The sequence below is a fragment of the Mucilaginibacter sp. P4_C11 genome (genome assembly GCF_056402115.1).
In genome coordinates, this window is sequence record NZ_JBFUIA010000005.1 from 121,356 (window position 1) to 140,506 (window position 19,151).

13 protein-coding genes are annotated in these 19,151 nt (G+C 45.7%); 3 read left to right on the forward strand and 10 right to left on the reverse strand.

Going from position 1 to position 19,151, the window contains the following annotated elements:
* Positions 1–193: 193 nt before the first annotated feature.
* The 9 genes from AC1DU2_RS06380 to AC1DU2_RS06420 form a co-directional block, all read right to left on the reverse strand.
* Entirely contained in the window at positions 194–2,674 is a 2,481-nt protein-coding gene (locus tag AC1DU2_RS06380; RefSeq protein WP_477383411.1) for a glycoside hydrolase family 31 protein, read from the reverse strand.
* Between the two features lie 112 nt (positions 2,675–2,786).
* Positions 2,787–4,148, reverse strand: a complete 1,362-nt coding sequence (locus AC1DU2_RS06385) for an MFS transporter (RefSeq protein ID WP_477363354.1) — start codon at positions 4,146–4,148, stop codon at positions 2,787–2,789.
* Positions 4,149–4,398: 250 nt separating this feature from the next.
* Positions 4,399–6,120: an alpha-amylase family glycosyl hydrolase gene (locus AC1DU2_RS06390; RefSeq protein WP_477383412.1), complete on the reverse strand. Its 1,722-nt coding sequence runs from the start codon at positions 6,118–6,120 to the stop codon at positions 4,399–4,401.
* Positions 6,121–6,203: 83 nt separating this feature from the next.
* Positions 6,204–6,572 (reverse strand): hypothetical protein, encoded by a 369-nt coding sequence (locus AC1DU2_RS06395; RefSeq protein WP_477383413.1) that lies wholly within the window; start codon positions 6,570–6,572, stop codon positions 6,204–6,206.
* Complete coding sequence (locus AC1DU2_RS06400; RefSeq protein WP_477383414.1) at positions 6,572–8,881, reverse strand: glycoside hydrolase family 65 protein; 2,310 nt, start codon at positions 8,879–8,881, stop codon at positions 6,572–6,574. Before AC1DU2_RS06400 ends, AC1DU2_RS06395 begins: the two co-directional genes overlap by 1 nt.
* Positions 8,882–8,981: 100 nt before the next feature.
* The gene (pgmB, locus tag AC1DU2_RS06405; RefSeq protein WP_477363366.1) at positions 8,982–9,629 is read right to left on the reverse strand and encodes a beta-phosphoglucomutase; all 648 of its coding nucleotides are present in this window, start codon (positions 9,627–9,629) and stop codon (positions 8,982–8,984) included.
* Between the two features lie 45 nt (positions 9,630–9,674).
* Positions 9,675–11,537, reverse strand: coding sequence for an alpha-amylase family glycosyl hydrolase (locus AC1DU2_RS06410; protein ID WP_477383415.1), 1,863 nt, complete (start codon positions 11,535–11,537; stop codon positions 9,675–9,677).
* Positions 11,538–11,723: 186 nt separating this feature from the next.
* Positions 11,724–12,425 carry a L,D-transpeptidase family protein gene (locus AC1DU2_RS06415; RefSeq protein WP_477363372.1) on the reverse strand — a complete coding sequence of 234 codons (702 nt, stop codon included), beginning with the start codon at positions 12,423–12,425 and terminating at the stop codon, positions 11,724–11,726.
* 105 nt (positions 12,426–12,530) lie between these two features.
* Positions 12,531–13,838: a flavin monoamine oxidase family protein gene (locus AC1DU2_RS06420; protein WP_477383416.1), complete on the reverse strand. Its 1,308-nt coding sequence runs from the start codon at positions 13,836–13,838 to the stop codon at positions 12,531–12,533.
* Between the two features lie 201 nt (positions 13,839–14,039).
* Here AC1DU2_RS06420 and AC1DU2_RS06425 point away from each other — a divergent pair, with 201 nt between their 5' ends.
* Positions 14,040–14,441: a LiaF transmembrane domain-containing protein gene (locus AC1DU2_RS06425; RefSeq protein ID WP_477383417.1), complete on the forward strand. Its 402-nt coding sequence runs from the start codon at positions 14,040–14,042 to the stop codon at positions 14,439–14,441.
* Positions 14,442–14,760: 319 nt separating this feature from the next.
* Positions 14,761–15,741 (forward strand): DUF1028 domain-containing protein, encoded by a 981-nt coding sequence (locus AC1DU2_RS06430; RefSeq protein WP_477363381.1) that lies wholly within the window; start codon positions 14,761–14,763, stop codon positions 15,739–15,741.
* Between the two features lie 708 nt (positions 15,742–16,449).
* On the opposite strand, the gene AC1DU2_RS06435 is transcribed toward AC1DU2_RS06430, so the two are convergent.
* The gene (locus AC1DU2_RS06435; protein ID WP_477383418.1) at positions 16,450–17,682 is read right to left on the reverse strand and encodes a glycoside hydrolase family 76 protein; all 1,233 of its coding nucleotides are present in this window, start codon (positions 17,680–17,682) and stop codon (positions 16,450–16,452) included.
* A gap of 727 nt (positions 17,683–18,409) precedes the next feature.
* On the opposite strand from AC1DU2_RS06435, the gene AC1DU2_RS06440 reads away from it, so the two are divergent.
* Entirely contained in the window at positions 18,410–18,961 is a 552-nt protein-coding gene (locus AC1DU2_RS06440) for a dihydrofolate reductase family protein (protein WP_477383419.1), read from the forward strand.
* Positions 18,962–19,151: the final 190 nt, after the last annotated feature.

Here is a 19,151-nt window from a genome sequence, read left to right on the forward strand (position 1 = left end):
AATTACAGGATTGAGTTTGGTTTATATAAATCAAATATAACAGGATTATGACATTATGCGGGATTTAAGGGATTTATTTTTGAAATAGAGTCAAGAGCCAAGAATCAAGAAATAAGACTGTAACCGGGTATTGAAAAGTGCTGTTTTGCATAAAGCACAAAAAAGCCGCCTTTTTGGGGCGGCTTTAAACTCGTTATTTTGAGATTTCTATCTGCTTAAACTTTTTACTGTATTTAAACTCCATGGTGCCGTCATCGTTGAGGATGAAATCGGTTACAGTTTTACCGTCGACCACTATTTTGTGCGGCTTAAAAGGTAAGCCTATAACGTTAAAGTGGTAGCCCTCATAGCGTGGGGTATACAGCCCTTCCATGCTTTGGCCTATGGTTAGTTTTTTTGAATTACCATTTACCACAAATTTTTTCTCGAGGTAAATATCCTGCTCGTAGGCAAAAGTTTCGCCATAATCTTCAAACAAGAAGGAGTTTACTTCGTAATCGGTATAGTAAATGTTCAGTTTAACTTCTTCAATTTCTTTTTCGCCTATGTATTGCATTACCGGGTATTCGGGTATTACCGATCCGGCTTTTACAAACAGCGGCATGGTTTGCAAAGGCGTGTCAACGGTTACTTCTTTACCGCCATCCAGCACTTCAAACGTCCAGTAATTAAACCATTTACCTTTTGGCAGGTACACGTTACGTTTAATCTGGCCTGGCTCCATTACCGGGCAAACCAAAATTTTATCGCCATAAGTAAATTCATCCTGGCGGAAGTGGTTTAACAACACATCCTGCTCATGCATTACCACAGGCCTTAAAATAGGGAATCCGTAGCGATGGTGCTCCCAAAAAGTAGAGTATAAATAAGGGATAAGCCTGTAACGCAGTTCGATAAACTTACGGTTGATTTCGGTAAACGGCTCACCAAAGCTCCATGGTTCACGCTCTTTGGTATCGCCTGCCGAGTGCGCCCGCATAAACGGCGAAAAAGTACCTAACTGTATCCAGCGGGTAAACAGCTCGCCGTCAGGCTCGCCGCTAAAACCACCTATATCTGTACCGCAAAAAGGGATGCCCGATACCGACAGGCGCTGGCATTGAATATTACCTAATTTAAGGTGCTCCCATGAGGCTACGTTATCGCCCGTCCATACGGATGAGTAACGCTGTACGCCCGAATAGCCCGCCCGGGTAATGGTAAAAGGGCGTTTATTTTTCATGATTTTACGCAGGCCTTCGTAGGTGGAGCGTACCATTTGCATGCCATAAACGTTGTGCGCCTTACGATGCGACCCACGGTGCCCATCATATTGATGACGGACATCATCGGGGAAGGTACCTGCTCCAAACACGGCAGGTTCGTTCATGTCATTCCAAACACCGGCCACGCCCATTTCTACCAGCTCATCAAACAAGCCTCCCCACCATTCGCGTACTTCGGGATTGGTAAAATCAGGAAACTGGCAACGGCCCGGCCATACGTGGCCTTCCATAAAGTAATCGTCGCTGCGGCGGCAAAAATATCTTTTCTCTTTACCTTCTTTAAATACCCAGTAATTATCGTCAACGCGGATGCCCGGGTCAATTATCACCACCGTTTTAAAGCCATCTGCAGCCAGTTCGCTAATCATCTTCTTCGGATCTGGAAAGTATTTCCGGTTCCAGGTAAAGCAGCGGTAGCCGTCCATATAGTCGATATCTAAATAGATACCATCGCAAGGAATTTTGTTTTCGCGGAAGCCTTTGGCAATTTTACGCACCTTGGCTTCGGGATAATAACTCCAGCGGCACTGGTGATAACCCAGTGCCCAAAGTGGCGGCATAGGGTGCGTTCCGGTTAAAATGTGGTAGCTTTTTACTACATCCATCATGTGCGGGCCGTGGATATAATAGTACTGCAATTCGCCGCCATCAGCCCAAAAACTGGTTTTGGTTTTATCTTCGGCGCCAAAATCAAACTGTGCTTTAAACGTATTATCAAAAAATATACCGTGTGCTATGCCTTCATTTACGCTGATATAAAAAGGGATGCTGCGATAAAGCGGATCCTGATTCCAGGCAAAAGAGTAGGCGTCGGTGTTCCAGTTCTTCAGCCTTTTGCCGCGCAGGTTAAGCTCGGTAGGCTTATCGCCAAGGCCAAAAAAGCTTTCGTCTTTAGCGCAGGTTTTGGTACAAAACACGTAATAACCGCCAAACTGTACGTTCTCTTCCCAGTGCATAGGCACGGCATCTGAACTGGTTACGTGGTTATTGCTATCAGAAAACGAAATAAAGAAATCCTTTTTACGGATATGGCAATTTATCGATTTAGTTGCTACACGAAACTCGTTATCATCCTCGTAAAGGGTGAAGGCTGCGGCTTTATGCTCCAGCTTAGGAACGGCGTATGAGAATTCTTCAAGGAAAACGCTGTGGGGCGCCAATCTTACACGAATAATGTCGTCGGTAACAACAACAACTTCTACTTTGGCATCGCCATCGGTAAAGTAAAATTTGTTGCCTATCTGGTCGGCATGGTTTGGCACGCCAAGGTATTTTTTGATGATGGGTTTTATGCCATCGGCGGGATTATTAAGGTGATGAAACTCCTCTTCCTCTTCTTCTTCCAGCAAGTTTTTAATTTCAACTATCTTACTGGTTAGCTCTTCCGGATTGGGTTTGTTACTTTCCATTCAAATTATTTAACGGGGTTTCTGCAAATATGTATAATGTGTACTTACTACGCAATATACAACATTTGATTTGAGGAAAAATCATTAAGCGTGTTTGTTTTTAACGTTTTCTTCAATTGGAAGCCTCTATTATTTGAATTCTCTTACCATCTTGTACAAAAAACACCGATATAGATGCGATAAACATAAATACCCCGCCCATGATTAAACCGTAAATCGACTCGCTGTTAAACAAATGTTTGATAATAAGGCTGCTGGTAAGGCTGCTTACTATTTGTGGGAATGTGATAAAAAAGTTAAACAAGCCCATGTAAATCCCGATTTTTTTGGCGGGTATCGAGCTTGATAATATGGCATAAGGCATAGCCAGTATGCTGCCCCAGGCCAAACCTATACCTACCATAGGCAGCAACAAAAGGTAGTGGTTTTGAATAAAGAATATTGATATTAAGCCCAGCCCGCCCATTGCCAATGAAAAAGCATGCGTTGCCTTACGGCTTAGTTTTTTTACAATAAATGGTAGCGACAAGGCGTATAATGCCGATACGCCGTTATAAACACCAAACATAATGCCTACCCAACTGCTGGCATCATTAAACGATTTTGAGGTAGTATCGTTATCGGCCAGGTGATAAACGTGTGTGGCGATGGCAGGAGTTGTCCAAACCCACATAGAAAATAGCGCAAACCACGAGAAAAATTGCACTACACCTAATTGCTTCATGGTTTTTGGCATGTGCACCAAATCGTTTATAAACTCCATAAAGCCGCTTCGTTTGGTGGTTTCTATATCCGGCTCATGAAATTTGGCGTATTCTTCGGGGGGATATTCTTTGGTTTTTACCACAGTCCATAGTATACAACCTATCAGGATTAAGCCACCTGCGTAAAACGAGTAAAGCAGATTATTAGGTACAATACCAGGGGCAGCATCCGATTTTACTTTAAACCAATTGGTTAAAATAGATGGCAATACCGAACCTATGATGGCACCCACGCCTATCAAACAAGTCTGCATCGAAAAGCCGGCTGTATGCTGACTATCGGGCAGGTTATCGGCAACCAATGCCCTGAAGGGCTCCATAGCAACGTTAAATGATGCATCCATCAGCATCAGCATACCGGCACCAACAATTATCGGCGGTATTAAAAATGCCAGCCCGGATGAGTTGGGCAAAAAGCAAAGCGCTAAACCAGACAACAAAGCCCCGGTTAAAAAATAAGGGCGACGACGGCCCAAACGGTTCCAGGTACGATCACTATAATGGCCGATAATTGGCTGAATGATCATCCCGGTAAGTGGGGCTGCCAACCAAAAAAACGACAAATTACCCACATCGGCGCCAAAGGTTTGCAATATGCGGCTTGCATACCCGGTTTGCAGCGCGAAGCCAAACTGGATACCCAAAAAGCCAAAGCTCATGTTCCAGATTTGCCAGAAACTTAATCTTGGCTTTTGTAATACTTTATTCATCTTTTTTGGTTCATTGGTTCACTGGTTCATTAATTCATTGGTCTTGGATGGTGTTGTCTGAACCGGAATTCATCGAATTAAGGAATTTTCAGAATTGCAGAGCAAACAACGCGAGCTTAAACACCTCACATAGCGGCAGCAATTGTACAGGCCGGACTTACAAGTTTCTATGACTTCGTAATTCTACAAGTGTTCAACACTGCCGACAAGTTTTCCATTCTGTTAATTCCGTAATTCGATGAATTCCGGTTCAGAACTCCAGCATCAACCCGCTACTGGCCCCTACAGTTACTTGAACACCATTTTTAATATCACTGGTGCCGAACTTGCTGCCGGTTAGCAGATCGGTAAATTGTTGCTTGCCGTTTATATTTAGTTTATGTAACAGGTCATCCGGAAGTTTTACGCTTAATTTGCGGGCATCCCGGTTAAAATTGGTTATCACTAATATACGCTGATTATTGGTATAACGCAGGTATATGTACATTTTAGTATCAAAACCCGGCTGATGTTCATTGGCCATCATCAGTTCATAAAAAGCGCCTGTTTTAATGGCTTCGCTGTTGTGCACGGCATTAAGCAGGGTACTATAAAAGCCGCGCAGTTTTTTTTGATCGCCAGATAATTTACTGCCATCATAAGCACCGCCGTTAAGCCATTTCTGGTGTTCGGGTACACCCCAATAGTCAAATATCGAACTGCGGCCATCGTTACCGCTAAAGCCTTCACTACCTGTACCAGGTTCGCCAACTTCCTGGCCAAAATAGATCATTACCGGCCCGGTGTTTAGCGTTGCTGTTATAATCATACCCGGCACGGCCAGCCACGCATTGCCGGCAAAATCAGGCGATGCAATACGTTGCTCGTCATGGTTTTCCATAAAGCGCAGCATATGTTCGTCTATACCTTTGCTATCGTGGTTCCACACGGCGTTGATGCCCCAGGTATTGGTGTGGTAATCGTTGCGGGTTAAATTTCTGATGGTATCATAAAGGCCAACCTTATCGTACAGGTAATCAAAATGTCCTTTAAATATATAATCGCTGTATTTGCCTTTATCATAGGCTTCGCCGATGAAAACGATACCAGGATGTTCGGCTTTCATTTTCGGGATCACCCAGGCCCAGAATTCGATGGGTACCATTTCTACCATATCGCAGCGAAAACCGTCGACACCTTTGGCAGTCCAGTATTTTAAAATATCATAAACCTTGTTCCAAAGCGGCGGTATCGGGTCGAAATGGCCGCGGCGATGATCCATGTAATCAACACCATAATTTAGCTTCATCGTCTCGAACCAATCATTGATAGATGGTGACGCGCTGAAAACGTCATTACCGGTTGCCTTAGCCGGGTTTTCGTCGAATTTGCCGTCTTTCAGCGGACTTTTAAATTCATCTCCACCCGGATTATACCCGGCGGGAACCGTAAATGGTTGCCCTGGCATGTAGTAAAAATCGTTTTGCGGGCTAAAGCCTTTGCTTTTATCATCATCCTGACCAAAATCGCGTACGCCGGCCGGTTTTACATCCGATGCATAAGTACGGGCCACGTGGTTAGGTACCAGGTCCATCAATACTTTTAGCCCATTGCCATGGGTACGTTTAATTAAGTCTTCATACTCACCAATTCGATTTTTTACATCTACAGCTAAATCGGGGTCGATATCATAATAATCTTTTATGGCATAAGGCGAACCAGCCCTGCCCTTCACAATATCCGGATCATCGGCCTTAATGCCAAAAGCCGAATAATCGGTCATGGTGGCATGCTCCATTACACCGGTATACCAAACATAGGTAAAGCCCATTTTTTTTATCTCTTGCAAGGCTTTATCATTAATATCGTTCAGCTTGCCAACGCCATTCTCTTCAATTGAGCCATTGGTTTTGTTCAGCGTTTTGGTATTGCCAAAAAGCCGTGGCAATAGTTGGTATATGATCAGCTTATGATTGGCTGCGGTTTGTTCCATTTTTGTTTTTTTGGGTTGATGTTTTTGTGCATATCCTGTGTTAAAGATAAACAAGGCTGCCAAAACAGGGATAAACTTTATTTTCATACAGACATTTTGTTTAGCCTCCACCGGCGTGCTAAAAGGCCGCCTGCACTTAAAAACACCAATATTAAAGGCAACTCAACTATGGGGTTGCTAAAAATGTTTAGTCTTAAAATGGCCAATATAACAACGGGGATTGGCAAAAAAATCCAGGGGAATAATATAGCCTTGTGCGTATTACATATTTTCTTACGCTCAATTAAATACATAACCAGGAAGCCTGTTGCCGATGGTATCGCAATTGATAACAGCACAATTAAAATTATAGCGATGATATTCTCGATTGATAATTGCAAAAACTGGTTTAACAGGAAACAACCTCCTGTTAAAAAGCCAATCATGATAATTATCAACGCTAAGTTTTTCATTATGCCTCTACCAATAATTCGTCGTTGGCATTTACCAGCTGATCTTTACCATAAACAAATACCGTGGTTGCCACATCCGACAGGTTTTTGATCTGCACGCCTTCCTTGCTTACTTTGATGTTTAGCAATGCGCCACGGAAACCGATATGAAATGAAAAAGATGCCCATTTTTCGGGAATAAACGGTTGAAACAGCAGTTTGCCATCCCTCACGCGCATACCGCCAAAGCCTTCCACAACAGCCATCCATGTGCCGGCCATCGAGGTGATGTGGCAGCCATCTTCGGTATCGTTATTGTAATCGTCCAAATCCAAACGGGCAGTGCGCAGGTAAAATTCATATGCGCGCGCTTCATCACCCAATTTGGCTGCTAAAATAGCGTGTACACATGGCGATAATGACGACTCATGCACCGTGCGTGGCTCATAGTAATCAAAGTTTCTGCGGATGGTATCTATATCGTAATCATCTTCAAAAAAGTAAATACCCTGCAATACGTCGGCCTGTTTAATGTAGCAGGAGCGTAATATCCTGTCCCAGCTCCATTTCTGGTTCAACGGGCGGTCTGTAGCCGGCAGGTCTTTTACTAATATCTGTTCTTTATCCAGGTAACCGTCCTGCTGTAAAAATATGCCTTGTTTATCATCATGACCCAGGTACATATTTTCGACAATATGGCCAAAACGGCTAAACTCTGTAGCTTCATCCAGGCCGATCCTCGTCGCCAAGGCATCGTATTTAGCGTTATCGGCAATTTTAATTTTTCCGGCAACTTCCATGGTATACTTCATACACCAAACGGCCAGCATGCTGGTATACCAGTTATTGTTTACGTTATTCTCGTACTCGTTTGGCCCGGTTACACCCAGCATTACATATTGTTGTTTATCCTGCGACCAGCTTACCCTTTGCGACCAGAACCTGGCTATCGCTATCAGCACTTCAAAGCCATAATCGGCCAGGTATGCTTCATCGGCGGTATAACGCACGTAGTTAAAAATAGCATAGGCAATAGCGCCGTTACGATGAATCTCTTCAAAAGTGATCTCCCACTCGTTATGGCATTCGGTACCATCCATAGTAACCATGGGGTACAATGCGGCGCCGTTTTTAAAACCTAATAAGGCGGCATTCTCGATAGCCTTTCCTAATTGTTTATAGCGGTAAAGCAACAGGTTGCGGGTAACTTTTTGCGGTGCGGTGGCCAGGTAAAACGGCACACAATAAGCCTCGGTGTCCCAATAGGTTGAGCCTCCGTATTTTTCGCCGGTAAAACCTTTGGGGCCTATGTTCAGGCGATCGTCTTCGCCGGTATAAGTTTGGTTAAGCTGAAAAATATTAAAGCGGATAGCTTGCTGAGCCGATTCATCACCTTCGATGATGATATCATTGTGTTTCCATTTTTCGGCCCAGGCAGCAGCCTGCTCGGCAAGCATGGTATCAAAGCCTTTAGCGCTAATGCGATCTAAAGTAGCTGTCAACGAGGCAACCAGGTCTTCGGGTTTATGATTTTGCGACGACAGGTTAGCAACGTATTTAATAATGCTGATGCTTTGGCCCTGTTGTGCCTGTAATTCAATTTTTGATGCTATGTATTTTTCTTTCGATATCGCTTCTGTTTTTGGGTGGATAGTTTCGCCATTTTGCGAAATACTGAACTTCATGCCGGTAGCTACTTCAAAGCCGGTTTTTTTGGTACGCATTACAATGTAACCACCATCAGGCTCATTGGCTTTGCCCAATTCGTCCCAAAACTTCTCGTCGTAGTTGGAATCCTTGTTCACCACATCGCCATCAATGGCTGGGGTAATAGTGATGGTACCGCTAAAGTTTAATGGAGTAACCGAATATTTGATAGCTGCAGTTTCATCATCAACCATGCTGCAAAAGCGGCAGGCTTCAACAGATACCTCTTTGCCAGATGCGGTTTTGGCTGTAAAGGTACGTTTCAGATAGCCTTCCTTCATGTTCAATTCACGGCGGAAGCCGGTGACCTCGCATTTGGCCAAATCCAGTTGTTCGCCATCTAAAACTATATCAATAATTGTCCAGTTAGCGGCATTTAGCACTTTGGCAAAGTATTCCGGGTAGCCATTTTTCCACCAGCCTACACGGGTTTTATCGGGATAGTAAACCCCGGCAACATAGTTGCCCAGCAGCGTTTCGCCGCTGTATGCCTCCTCAAAGTTGGCCCGCTGCCCCATGCGGCCATTACCCAAACTAAATATGCTCTCAGATACCTGGTGATGATGTGCGTCAAAGCCTTCTTCAATTATCTTCCACTCATCAACTTTAATATAATTTTTCATTTTAACTAACCGTTTAGCCTCACCCCAAACCCCTCTCCAAAGGAGAGGGGCTTCAAGAATCTTTTAAAGCCCTCTCCTTTGGAGAGGGTTGGGTGAAACTTTATAATTTAAATAATTTATCTAACGTCATTTTATCTAACCCGCTGATTACCAAATCGGCATCCAGTACGCCGGGCTGGCCTATGCCAACTACCTTCATACCGCCGGCTTTAGCTGCCTCTACCCCGGCAATGGCATCTTCAAATACTACACATTCTTCGGGTTCGACACTTAGTGCTTTGGCCCCTTCCAAAAATACTTCCGGATCGGGTTTGGCTTTACTTACTTTGTTACCATCAATTACCGCATCGAAAAGATTGGTAATGCCAATTTTGTTGAGGATGGTCATCGAGTTTTTACTGGCCGAGCCTAAGGCTATTTTGATACCTGCTTTGCGGCAGACTTCTACAAACTCCTTTGCTCCGGGCAGTATTTCATCGGGTTTCATCTGGTTAACCATTTCCATGTACCAGGTATTTTTCTGGGTGGCTAAAACCTCCTGCTCCTCGGCAGTTTTGGTTACGCCTCCCCAGCCTAAAATAAGCTCGAGCGAACGTACTCTGCTTACGCCTTTGAGTTGTTCGTTCTGGTGCTCTGTAAAATCGAACCCTAATGAGTTGGCCAATCTTTTCCAGGCTTTATAGTGATAAACGGCTGTATCAACAATTACACCATCCAGATCGAAAATACATGCTTTAATATTGTTCATTGTAACTTTTTAGATACGCGGCTCAAAGCCACTAAGATATAATTTTTAATGAGTACCGCCGGGTAATATTTCGAGCACCAAAGCAGTTTTGCCAGGTATGTTCACCTGGGCCAGGTCAACGGGCTCGTCGGTTATCACGTTACGGGCTTTTTTGGCATCGCCAATTCGTTCAAAATACCGGTCTGTTGTTGTAGTTTGATCCTTATCGCTGCTGTTGAAAATAATCATTACCGTTTTGGCAGCATTGTACCTGAAGTATACATAAATCCCTTTTTCGGGTACAAACTGCATCATTTTACCGGTTTGCAGGGCGGTTGTGCCTTTGCGGTAGTTGGCCAGCTTGCTTACATAGTTAAAGGCCTCGTTTTCTTTTTTGCTGCGGCCGTCGGCGGTAAACTTGTTCTCTTTATCGCCTTTCCAGCCACCGGCAAAATCCTCGCGTACCAATCCATCCGGATCGCTATAGTTTTTCATCAGGATCTCGTCGCCATAATATAACTGGGGAACGCCACGCATGGTCAACAACATGGCCATGGCCGATTTGTATTTGGTAAAATCTTCTTTAACCATAGATAGCAGGCGGCTCATATCATGGTTATCCATAAATATGGTGTTGCGGGTAGCATCCTGGTATAAAAAGTCTTGCGCTATGACCGAATAAAGGCGACCAACGCCATCCGTCCACCCGTCATTGCCGTTCAGCGCTTCATAAATGGCATCTTTTAATACGCCATCGGTTACGCCTGGCAAGTGGGTATCCATACCACGGTTAACCGTATTACCCTGGGTGAAAAATGCCTGGTTTGCCGCCGACCATACCAGCGTTTCGCCAAAAATGGAAAGCTTCGGAAATTCGGCCTTAACATCCTGCGCCCATTTGGCCATATATGCCGGATCGTTATACGGGTAAGTATCTAAGCGGAAGCCATCGATACCAGCATACTCCACCCACCAAATATGGTTTTGGGTAAGGTAGTTTTGTACGTAAGTATTATTCTGGTTCATATCTGCCATCCGATGATCAAACCATCCATCGGCCATCAGTTTCTTATCCATTGGCGAGGCATGCGGATCCATCACCGCGGCATCCCTAAAGTTTGATTTGGTGTATTTTGGCCACTGGTGTACCCAACTTTTCATGGGCATATCCAAAATGGTATAGCCTTCGGTACCGGCGTGGTTGTGCACCAGGTCTTTAATTACCTTCAGGCCCATGCTGTGGCATTTCTCAACAAATTTTTTGTAAAGCTCGTTGGTGCCATAGCGGGGGTCTATTTTATAATAGTCGGTAACTGCATAGCCATGGTATGATGCATGCGGCTCGTCGTTCTCAATTTCGGGGGTCATCCAGATAGCAGTAACGCCTAAGGCTTTTAAATAATCAAGGTGGTTCATCACTCCCTGGATATCACCGCCGTGGCGGCTATACATCGAATCGCGGTGAACGCCTTTCTCGCGCATATTGTCAAAAAAATCGTTGCTTTCATCACCGTTGCTGAAACGATCGGGCATGATAAGGTATATCAAATCCTTGTTGGTTACGCCCTGTATGCGACCGGCAGATTTGTCGCGTTTATTAAGCGTATATTGATAAACCAGGTCCTTTTGACCGGCCTTTGTAAATTTTATCGGGAACGTTCCCGGAACTACCGATGAAAAAAGCTGCAGATCGAGGAATAAATAATTGGAGTTTTCAACTTTATGTACTGCTTTTAGCTTTACGCCAGGGTAATTAAGTACCACATTACGGCCTGCAATGTTATTGCCATGTACTATTAATTGCAGGTTAGGGTTGCTCATGCCCACCCACCATGACATAGGCTCAACGCGCTCTAAAGCAGGCATTTGCGCCGATGCGCCCAACGCAAGCGCAAGGCTGCATAAGGCAAAAAGTAAAGTTTTCTTCATATTGTAAAACAGGTCAAAAAAGTATAATTGGCTGCGGCCTGCTATCAGGCACTATCCGCGTTCCAAATTTATAATAAAATTGATTTGTTGTATGGAAATTTTAATAATTATTGATAAGCCGAATAAGGGGTTGAAAAACCTTCTTTGCCAAAATCATTATTGATGAACTTATTTGTTTTTCAATCTTCAAAAAGCATAGTCCTTCCCTTTGATAAAATAGTTAACCGGAAGGCGTGTTTTTTCAAACTTTTCATATCCGGGCTTTAACGTTTTCCAGAAAGCCATATAGGATTGGTGGCTGTAAAAATCCATGTGCGCTTTATCCATTCTGAATGGAAATATATCCAGGTTTATTTTTTGCTGGCCCGCCTCAAAAGCTTTGTAAACCAAGGTATAAATTTCTTCAATCCGCGCATCGGTCATGGCGTAGCAACCAATAGATGCACAATGCCCATGTATCATAATAGCATCGCCGGTGTAACCTTTTAACTGTTCAACCTTGTTTGGGTAGCCTACATTAATAGCCAGGTAGTAATTACTCACCGGGTTAAGCTGTTTGGGTTGGATGGTGTAAAAGCCTTCGGGGCTTTTATTATCGCCTTTTTTGGTTTTGGTGCCCAGGTTGCCAGAGTAGTAACAAATTTCATAAGTTTTAAACAACTTATATTTATTGCCTGCCTTTTTCCAAACTTCCAGCGCATCCTGGTCTTTAAAAATACGGATGTAAATGGGGGCTTCCCCTTTAAAACCCTTATCGTTCAATTCTCTTTGCAATGGGGGCCATACGGTAGCACGCACGGCACCGGCCCGTTTGCTATCCGGCAATTTGGGCCGCGGGTTTAAAACAATAAAATAGGAAAATAGTAGGGTCAGGAATAATCTGGACATTGGATAAGGTACTTATCCGCCAATAACGAAAGATTTAGTTAATATCGTATCCCTAATTAAAAATATTAAATATAGGCTGCTTAAAAGTTAAAAAAAAGGTCTTTTCTATAGCTGTTTAATCCGCTCAGCGGCGCGTAACCCGCTATCAAGTGCAGCTTCAACAGTACCCATGGCGGTGCCGTTGTACAAATATTCGCCAGCGAAAAAAATAGTATCCTGGATCGGTCCGCTCAAAACATGGCGTGCCTGGTTGGCTTCTACCGTATCATAAGCGTAAGAGCCGCGGGAAAATTCGTCGGCCGTCCAGTTTACTATGTGGTAGTTAAGAAGCTTTTGATTGAGTTGTTGCTCATCGCGGTTAAAAATAATGGCTAATGATTGCAGGCTTTGCTTTATTATTTCGGTGTTATGGGTATCCGCTYTTTCGGCAGCTTCGGGGCCGCCTATCCAGCCGGTTAGCATATTGGTATGCCGGGGTGCCTGTGTCCACCAGGTGGGGATTTCCTCGGTGCTAAATAAATAGCCCATGTTACTGAGGCTTTTACCGGCCAGTATTTCGGTTTGCTTGTCTTCCCAAAAAGCTTCATCAAACTCCAGCAGGATTTTTATCACCGCCCCAAAGCCTAAGGCGTTGATAGCTTTGAGATAGTCAGGAATCTCGGGAATAAAACTGATCGCCCCGGAATCGCCTGCGTTAACCTGCAGAACGCCAAGCGGTAAAGCCACAATTAATTGTTTTGCCGAATGCGTACACCCAACGCTGCTAACCACTTTTACGCAATGTTGTTGCCAAGATATTTTCTTTACTACCGCGTTTAGTTGTATCTGCCCACCGGCAGCAACTATCTCTCCGGCTAAAAAACGGACCAAATTGATATAACCACCTCCTACCCGGTATTGTGCGCCATCGTCTTCAGATTGCCATTCGCGGCGTAGCGAAAACGAACTTGCTTTTTTGGGGTCGGCGTTGTCATATCCGGATACAAACTGGCGTACCGACTCCCTTAAACGCCGGTATTTTTCGCCTTTAAATTCGCGAAGCAGGAAACAGTTGATGCTCATATCCTGCTCTAATTCGCCCAGTTTATTAAGGAAGGCGTCCCAATGTTCAACAAAAGATTCGTTCTGTTTAAACTCGCCATCCTCGTACCGCCACATGGATGCGCCGGCGTGTTCATAGGCAATGCCTGCCTGGTCCAATAACGATTTTGTGAGCGGCAAATCGCCGTGTATGAACTCGGCACCCAATTCAAGCGGTTGTTGGCCCGATGCATTTTCGAGTGTGTGAATGCGGCCGCCAATACGGTCGCGGGCCTCCAGTACGGTAACTTTTTTACCGGCTTTTGCCAGCGTACGCGCAGCCATTAAACCCGCCGCACCTGCGCCTATGATCAATATATCGGTATCTTCCATGGTGTTATTATGGTAGGGCAATGTAATTATTGTAATGATACTATGCGGCATTTGTTTGTCAAAATTTCCGGCGAAAACGGTAGCCCCATTCACCGACAAAATATACTTGCTTACCGGGTTGTTATACCCTGTTCGCCAATATTGCCTTGCTGTGCCTTATATAGCGCAGTACTTTTAGGGTATAATTTAAAACTTACGACGATGAACAACGATATAAACACCCTGAACACCCCAAACAACAGCAAAGTAGCCGCAGGGGCAATTTTATTAGTAGCTGGCAGCCTTTTACTGATAAACCAATTCGATTTGTTTTTTATACCCGACTGGCTGTTTAGCTGGCCAATGTGGATGATTGCCTGGGGTACTTATATGGGTGCCAAATATAATTTCAGGAAACCATCATGGATAATTGTTACCCTGATTGGCGTTGCCTTTTTGCTCGACGAAAACATCCCCGATGCCGACCGCATAGTATGGCCACTGGCTATTATGGCCTTTGGCGCCTGGATGGTAGTTAAACCACGCAAACACACCGAAGAACATATTTTTACCCAGCCCAAACAGCCTTTCCATTTTGATAAGCCTGCCGGGCCCGAAGTATAACACATTTTGATTTAATAGTTTTGATTTGAGGGAGGGCCTGTACAGGTTCTCCCTTTTTTGCAGGTGTTCGGTTTTCTGTTTTTTTTAAACTGGACTTAATGATATTGGAATACCGGGAAATAACCGGCATTTAAGCGTCAAGAATTAAGACAAAAAATATAAAAAAGGCTGGCTTTTTAATATCAGCAATGAAAGAATTATACATTTTTTGATACAAATATTAAGGCGATTAAATTAACTAGGGGAAGTCGGGGAAGTCCGGGAAGTATTTGTTGCTTCATCTCAAAATCCGTAGCTTCGGATTTATACTATCCCACTCATGAAAAAACTTTTTCCGATTTTGTTATTGTTTACTGTGCCGGCTTTTGGGCAGCAGGTTTATAAGGCTACCGAACCGTTGGCGCATACCTTCTCTATCGTGGCGCGCGACCCGGCTACCGGGCAAATGGCGGCTGCCGTGCAAAGTCATTGGTTTAGTGTGGGCACCTCGGTTATCTGGGGTAAATCGGGTGTGGGGGTGGTAGCCACGCAGTCGTTTATTAAAAAATCGTACGGGCCGCAGGGGCTTTGGCTGATGCAGGGGGGCAAAACGCCCCGGCAAGCGCTTGACCAGCTGATTAAGCAAGACCCCGGCCGCGACGTACGCCAGGTGGCGTTCCTGGATACCAAAGGCCAAACGGCTGTATACACCGGCAGCAAATGTATTGCCTACGCTACCGACCGCCACGGCGCCAACTACTCGGTACAGAGCAATATGATGCTTACCGACAAAGTTTGCGCCGCCATGGAACACGCCTTTTTAACCAACACCAAACTGCCGCTTGCCGAGCGGGTGCTGGCCTGCCTTAAAGCCGCGCAGGCCGCAGGCGGCGATATTCGCGGGCGTCAGTCGGCGGCCATTATTGTGGTAGCGGGTACGGCGGTTAAGGAGAGCTGGAATGATAAACTGATTGACCTGCGGGTTGATGATAACCCCAACCCCATTCCCGAGCTTGACCGCCTGCTGAAACTGGAACGCGCCTACGAACACATGAACAATGGCGACCTGCTGGTGGAGAAAAACAATATGCCCCAGGCCATGGCCGAATACACCGCCGCCGAGCGCATGTTCCCCACTAACCTGGAGATGCAATACTGGCACGCCATTACACTGGCCAATAACAAGCACGTAAAAGAGGCTGCCCCCATGCTGCAAAAAATTTACGCCAAAGATGCCAACTGGCGGGAATTGACCCGCAGGTTGCCAAAGGCTGGGCAATTGACGGTAAGTGCGGAGGAATTGAAGGAGTTGGTGAAGTAGGGATCGGAGGTGTGAGGTCTGTTGCCGGTGCGGGTGGTTGGCAACTATCGTGAAAACGAAACTTGTCATCCCGATAGGGCTGTGGTGATTGTGTGTGGGTGCGAAAGAGGGATCTTATATGCCATGCCGGTTTACGGGTATTACCATATTTTGTTTTAATCGACTAAATCGTTTTTGGGGAACAACATTATTTTGTAGAAACTACGACATCGGCCCGCTCATGGCCGCGGGAGGGCCTAGTTCCTTTTGTCTTGTCAAAAGGAACCAAAACCGCCGTCAGCAGAAATGCTTCTTTACGCTCAAAGCCTCTGCGCTGCAAAACGGCCAAAACCTGGGCCAGAATTATTTGCCCCCGTGCTTTGCCCGCACATGCCATCCCCTGCCGGCAAAACTTCCTATGCCCTGCCACAGCACAACCCACCATCGTTTTGGCCGTTTTCACCCGAAGCTCCCTCTGCTGACACTTTTGGGATCGCAAGGTGTTTTTTCTGTAATGAAATTTGCAGCTAAAAATTCTGCTAATTCCTTAATTCAATAAATTCCGGTTCAGACAATTATCTGCACCATAAAATTCTCAAATTCCGCAAATTCTGATTCAGACAATTACTTGCAACCAAAAATTCTGATTCAAGGGCATATAGCCTTTCGGAGCATCAAAAGCATCATCAAACAAAAAATTATAAAACAAACAGGGCAGGCTAAATTAATTTAGCGGTACCAGTAAATACCGTTCACCATGGCTACGCCGGGGGTGGTTTCAAAAGCGTTCAGGATGGTACCGTCGGGGGTGCGGGTGGCCCATTTGCCCCACATGAGTCCGCTACTATTACGTATCGACCATGCCTGCGTGGCGTTGGCATCCAGCCAGTTGCCATAAGTACTTTGCAACCCGGCCGAATGCACATAAATACAGGCCCAGCGGGCAAATATGCCTTTAAAGCCCTGGGTATCGGCCGTATCATACTCGTCCAGCAAAATGCCTCCGGGGGTTTGGCACATGTTGTTTTTGCTGTAGTTCATTACGTTGTTGGCCATGGCGGCGTAGTTTACGGCGGGGTATTGCAGGCGCAGGGCATCGCAGGCGCCTATGAACGTGCCTTGCGTGTACGAGCGGCTGCCTTCGGTAATGGTGCCGGCCGCGTTTATGGCGCCCTTAACTTCGCCGCTGCTGGTGTACAGGGTGGCCACCATCCAATCCATCAGCAGCTTGGCCTTGGTTTGGTAGCTGGCATCACCAGTGGCAGCGTACAATTTCATGGCGCAGATGATGGCCGGGGCGTTTACGCAGGCGTTTTTGGTTTGCTTGGCGGTAGTCCACCACAGGCCGCCGCCCAGGGCGGTATCATAGGCGCGGTTCCATACAATGGCGAAGTTGTTTTTGGCCATATCCAGCATGCCGCCATCATTGGTAATGGCATAGGCGCGCACGCACATCAGGCTGCCCCAAATAATATCATCATTATAAATGTTGCTTTCCCAGGTAAGGCCGTAACCATCGCGCATACCGTTGTACAGGTAGCTAATTTTGTTCTTCAAATCCACGTTCGGGTTTATATTGTAAGCGTCAATGAGGGTTTCGATAGCCTCGGCCTGCGTCCAAAAGTCCATGCGGGTGGTGTGGTTCTGGTCTTTCCAGTAGTAGGCCTTAAAGCTGGGGCCGTAAGTGCCGTACTGGTTGTAAAAAGTATTGTTGTACACCTGCATGGCCACCAGCGCTTCGGCACGGGTGGGCAGGGTTGCATTGGTTACCAGCTTACGACCGGCCACCGCTGCCGAAGCCGCCGGCGACCCAGCCGCCAGCTGCCCCTCCTTTTTACAGCCCGAAGCCACCGCCATACAGCCCATCGCCGACAGCAGCAGGCCATACGCGGCCCGACCCATCAATTTAAAAGCACGCAGCACACCCAATGCGCCGCCGGTTTGTTTAACATTGTTTTTCATAATTTTCATAGAAATTGATTTCGTTTAATTGGTTTATATAAAGCCTGCCCCCTGTTTGTTGCATTATTAAAAACCCCTTGAAATTGCCAAGACTCACCCGGCTACGCTGCGCTGGCCACCCTCTCTTCGGCTTCGCCGGAAAGAGGGGCTTGAAGTGCTGAATGCATTTAGCATACCGGGTTTGGCCAGCTTTCAAGCGCGTCTTTCCGGGTTTATATGCCGCGTTCAAGCCCTCTTTCCACCGCAGGTGAAGACAGAGGGTGGCCCCGATATATCGGGGCCGGGTGAGTCTTCTCCGCCATGCCCTATACGCCACGCTCCCGCCCAGCCTGTAAAAAACTGCCGTCCTAAAAAAAATCACGAATGTTGGTTACCCCGGCTGCTGCAAACGCTAAAGGCGCCCGGCTGCCCGGCTTATGGTATTGTTTTTCAATTGGTTTATAATAGTAAGATGCTGCCGGCAGGGCTCAGCCCCCAAGCGGCGGGGAAGTTTTTTAAGTTTTGTATAAATTTTGTCTTTCAACTAAATCGCTTATCAACTATGCACCGGGGGGAGCCTTGAGTCTTAAGTCCTGAAAAATCAGACTTCCGACTAAAGGCTTCAGACTCCTGACTTAAACGCCATTTATTTGTCGCACCTGGCCCTCACCGCTATGAATGCCGTATTTTATTTTTGATATTTATTTAGCAAAACCGGTCAACAAAAATTAATACCAAAACCAACCCTATGAGAACTGTAACTTTTGGCATCAATATCAGTATAGATGGCTGTTACGAACACACCAAATTTAATGGCGATGAAGAAATTCACCAATATTTTGCCGACCTGGCACACGACGTAGACCTGGTGGTATACGGACGTAAAATGTACGATTTGATGGTTCCGTATTGGACCGAGGTGGCCAAAACCCAGTCGGGCGCGGCAGCGGGCAATGCGTTTGCGCAAACGGTTGTCGACATTGATAAAATTGTTTTTTCGCGCACCCTCCAAAGCGTGGAAGGTAATACACGCATTGTGCGCGACAACCTGGAAGCCGAAATCCGAAAACTGAAACAGCAGCCCGGCAAAAAAATCTCCATCGCCGGCGTAAGCCTGCGTTCGCAACTCATGGCGCTTGGCCTGGTTGATGAAATTCATATTGTAATTCACCCGGTAATTATTGGCGAAGGAAAAAAGTTGATGGAAGACTTCCCGCTGCCGGAAAAGCTAAACTGGAAACTGGTGGATTCCAAAGTTTTTAAATCGGGATGCGTGGGGTTGCATTATTTGAAGGGGTAAGGGCGGCTTTGGGATTGGCAGACCGACTGACCTTCAGACCAGAGGGTAGTTGGACTTTGGAACCGGTGAACATCCGGACTTTGTGATTGGAGGATGATTGATAAGTTTTCCTACCTCAAAAAATCTTGATACCTGATACTAACTACTTGATACTTTTTCTCCTGTCTTAACTCTTGATTCTTAACTCTTG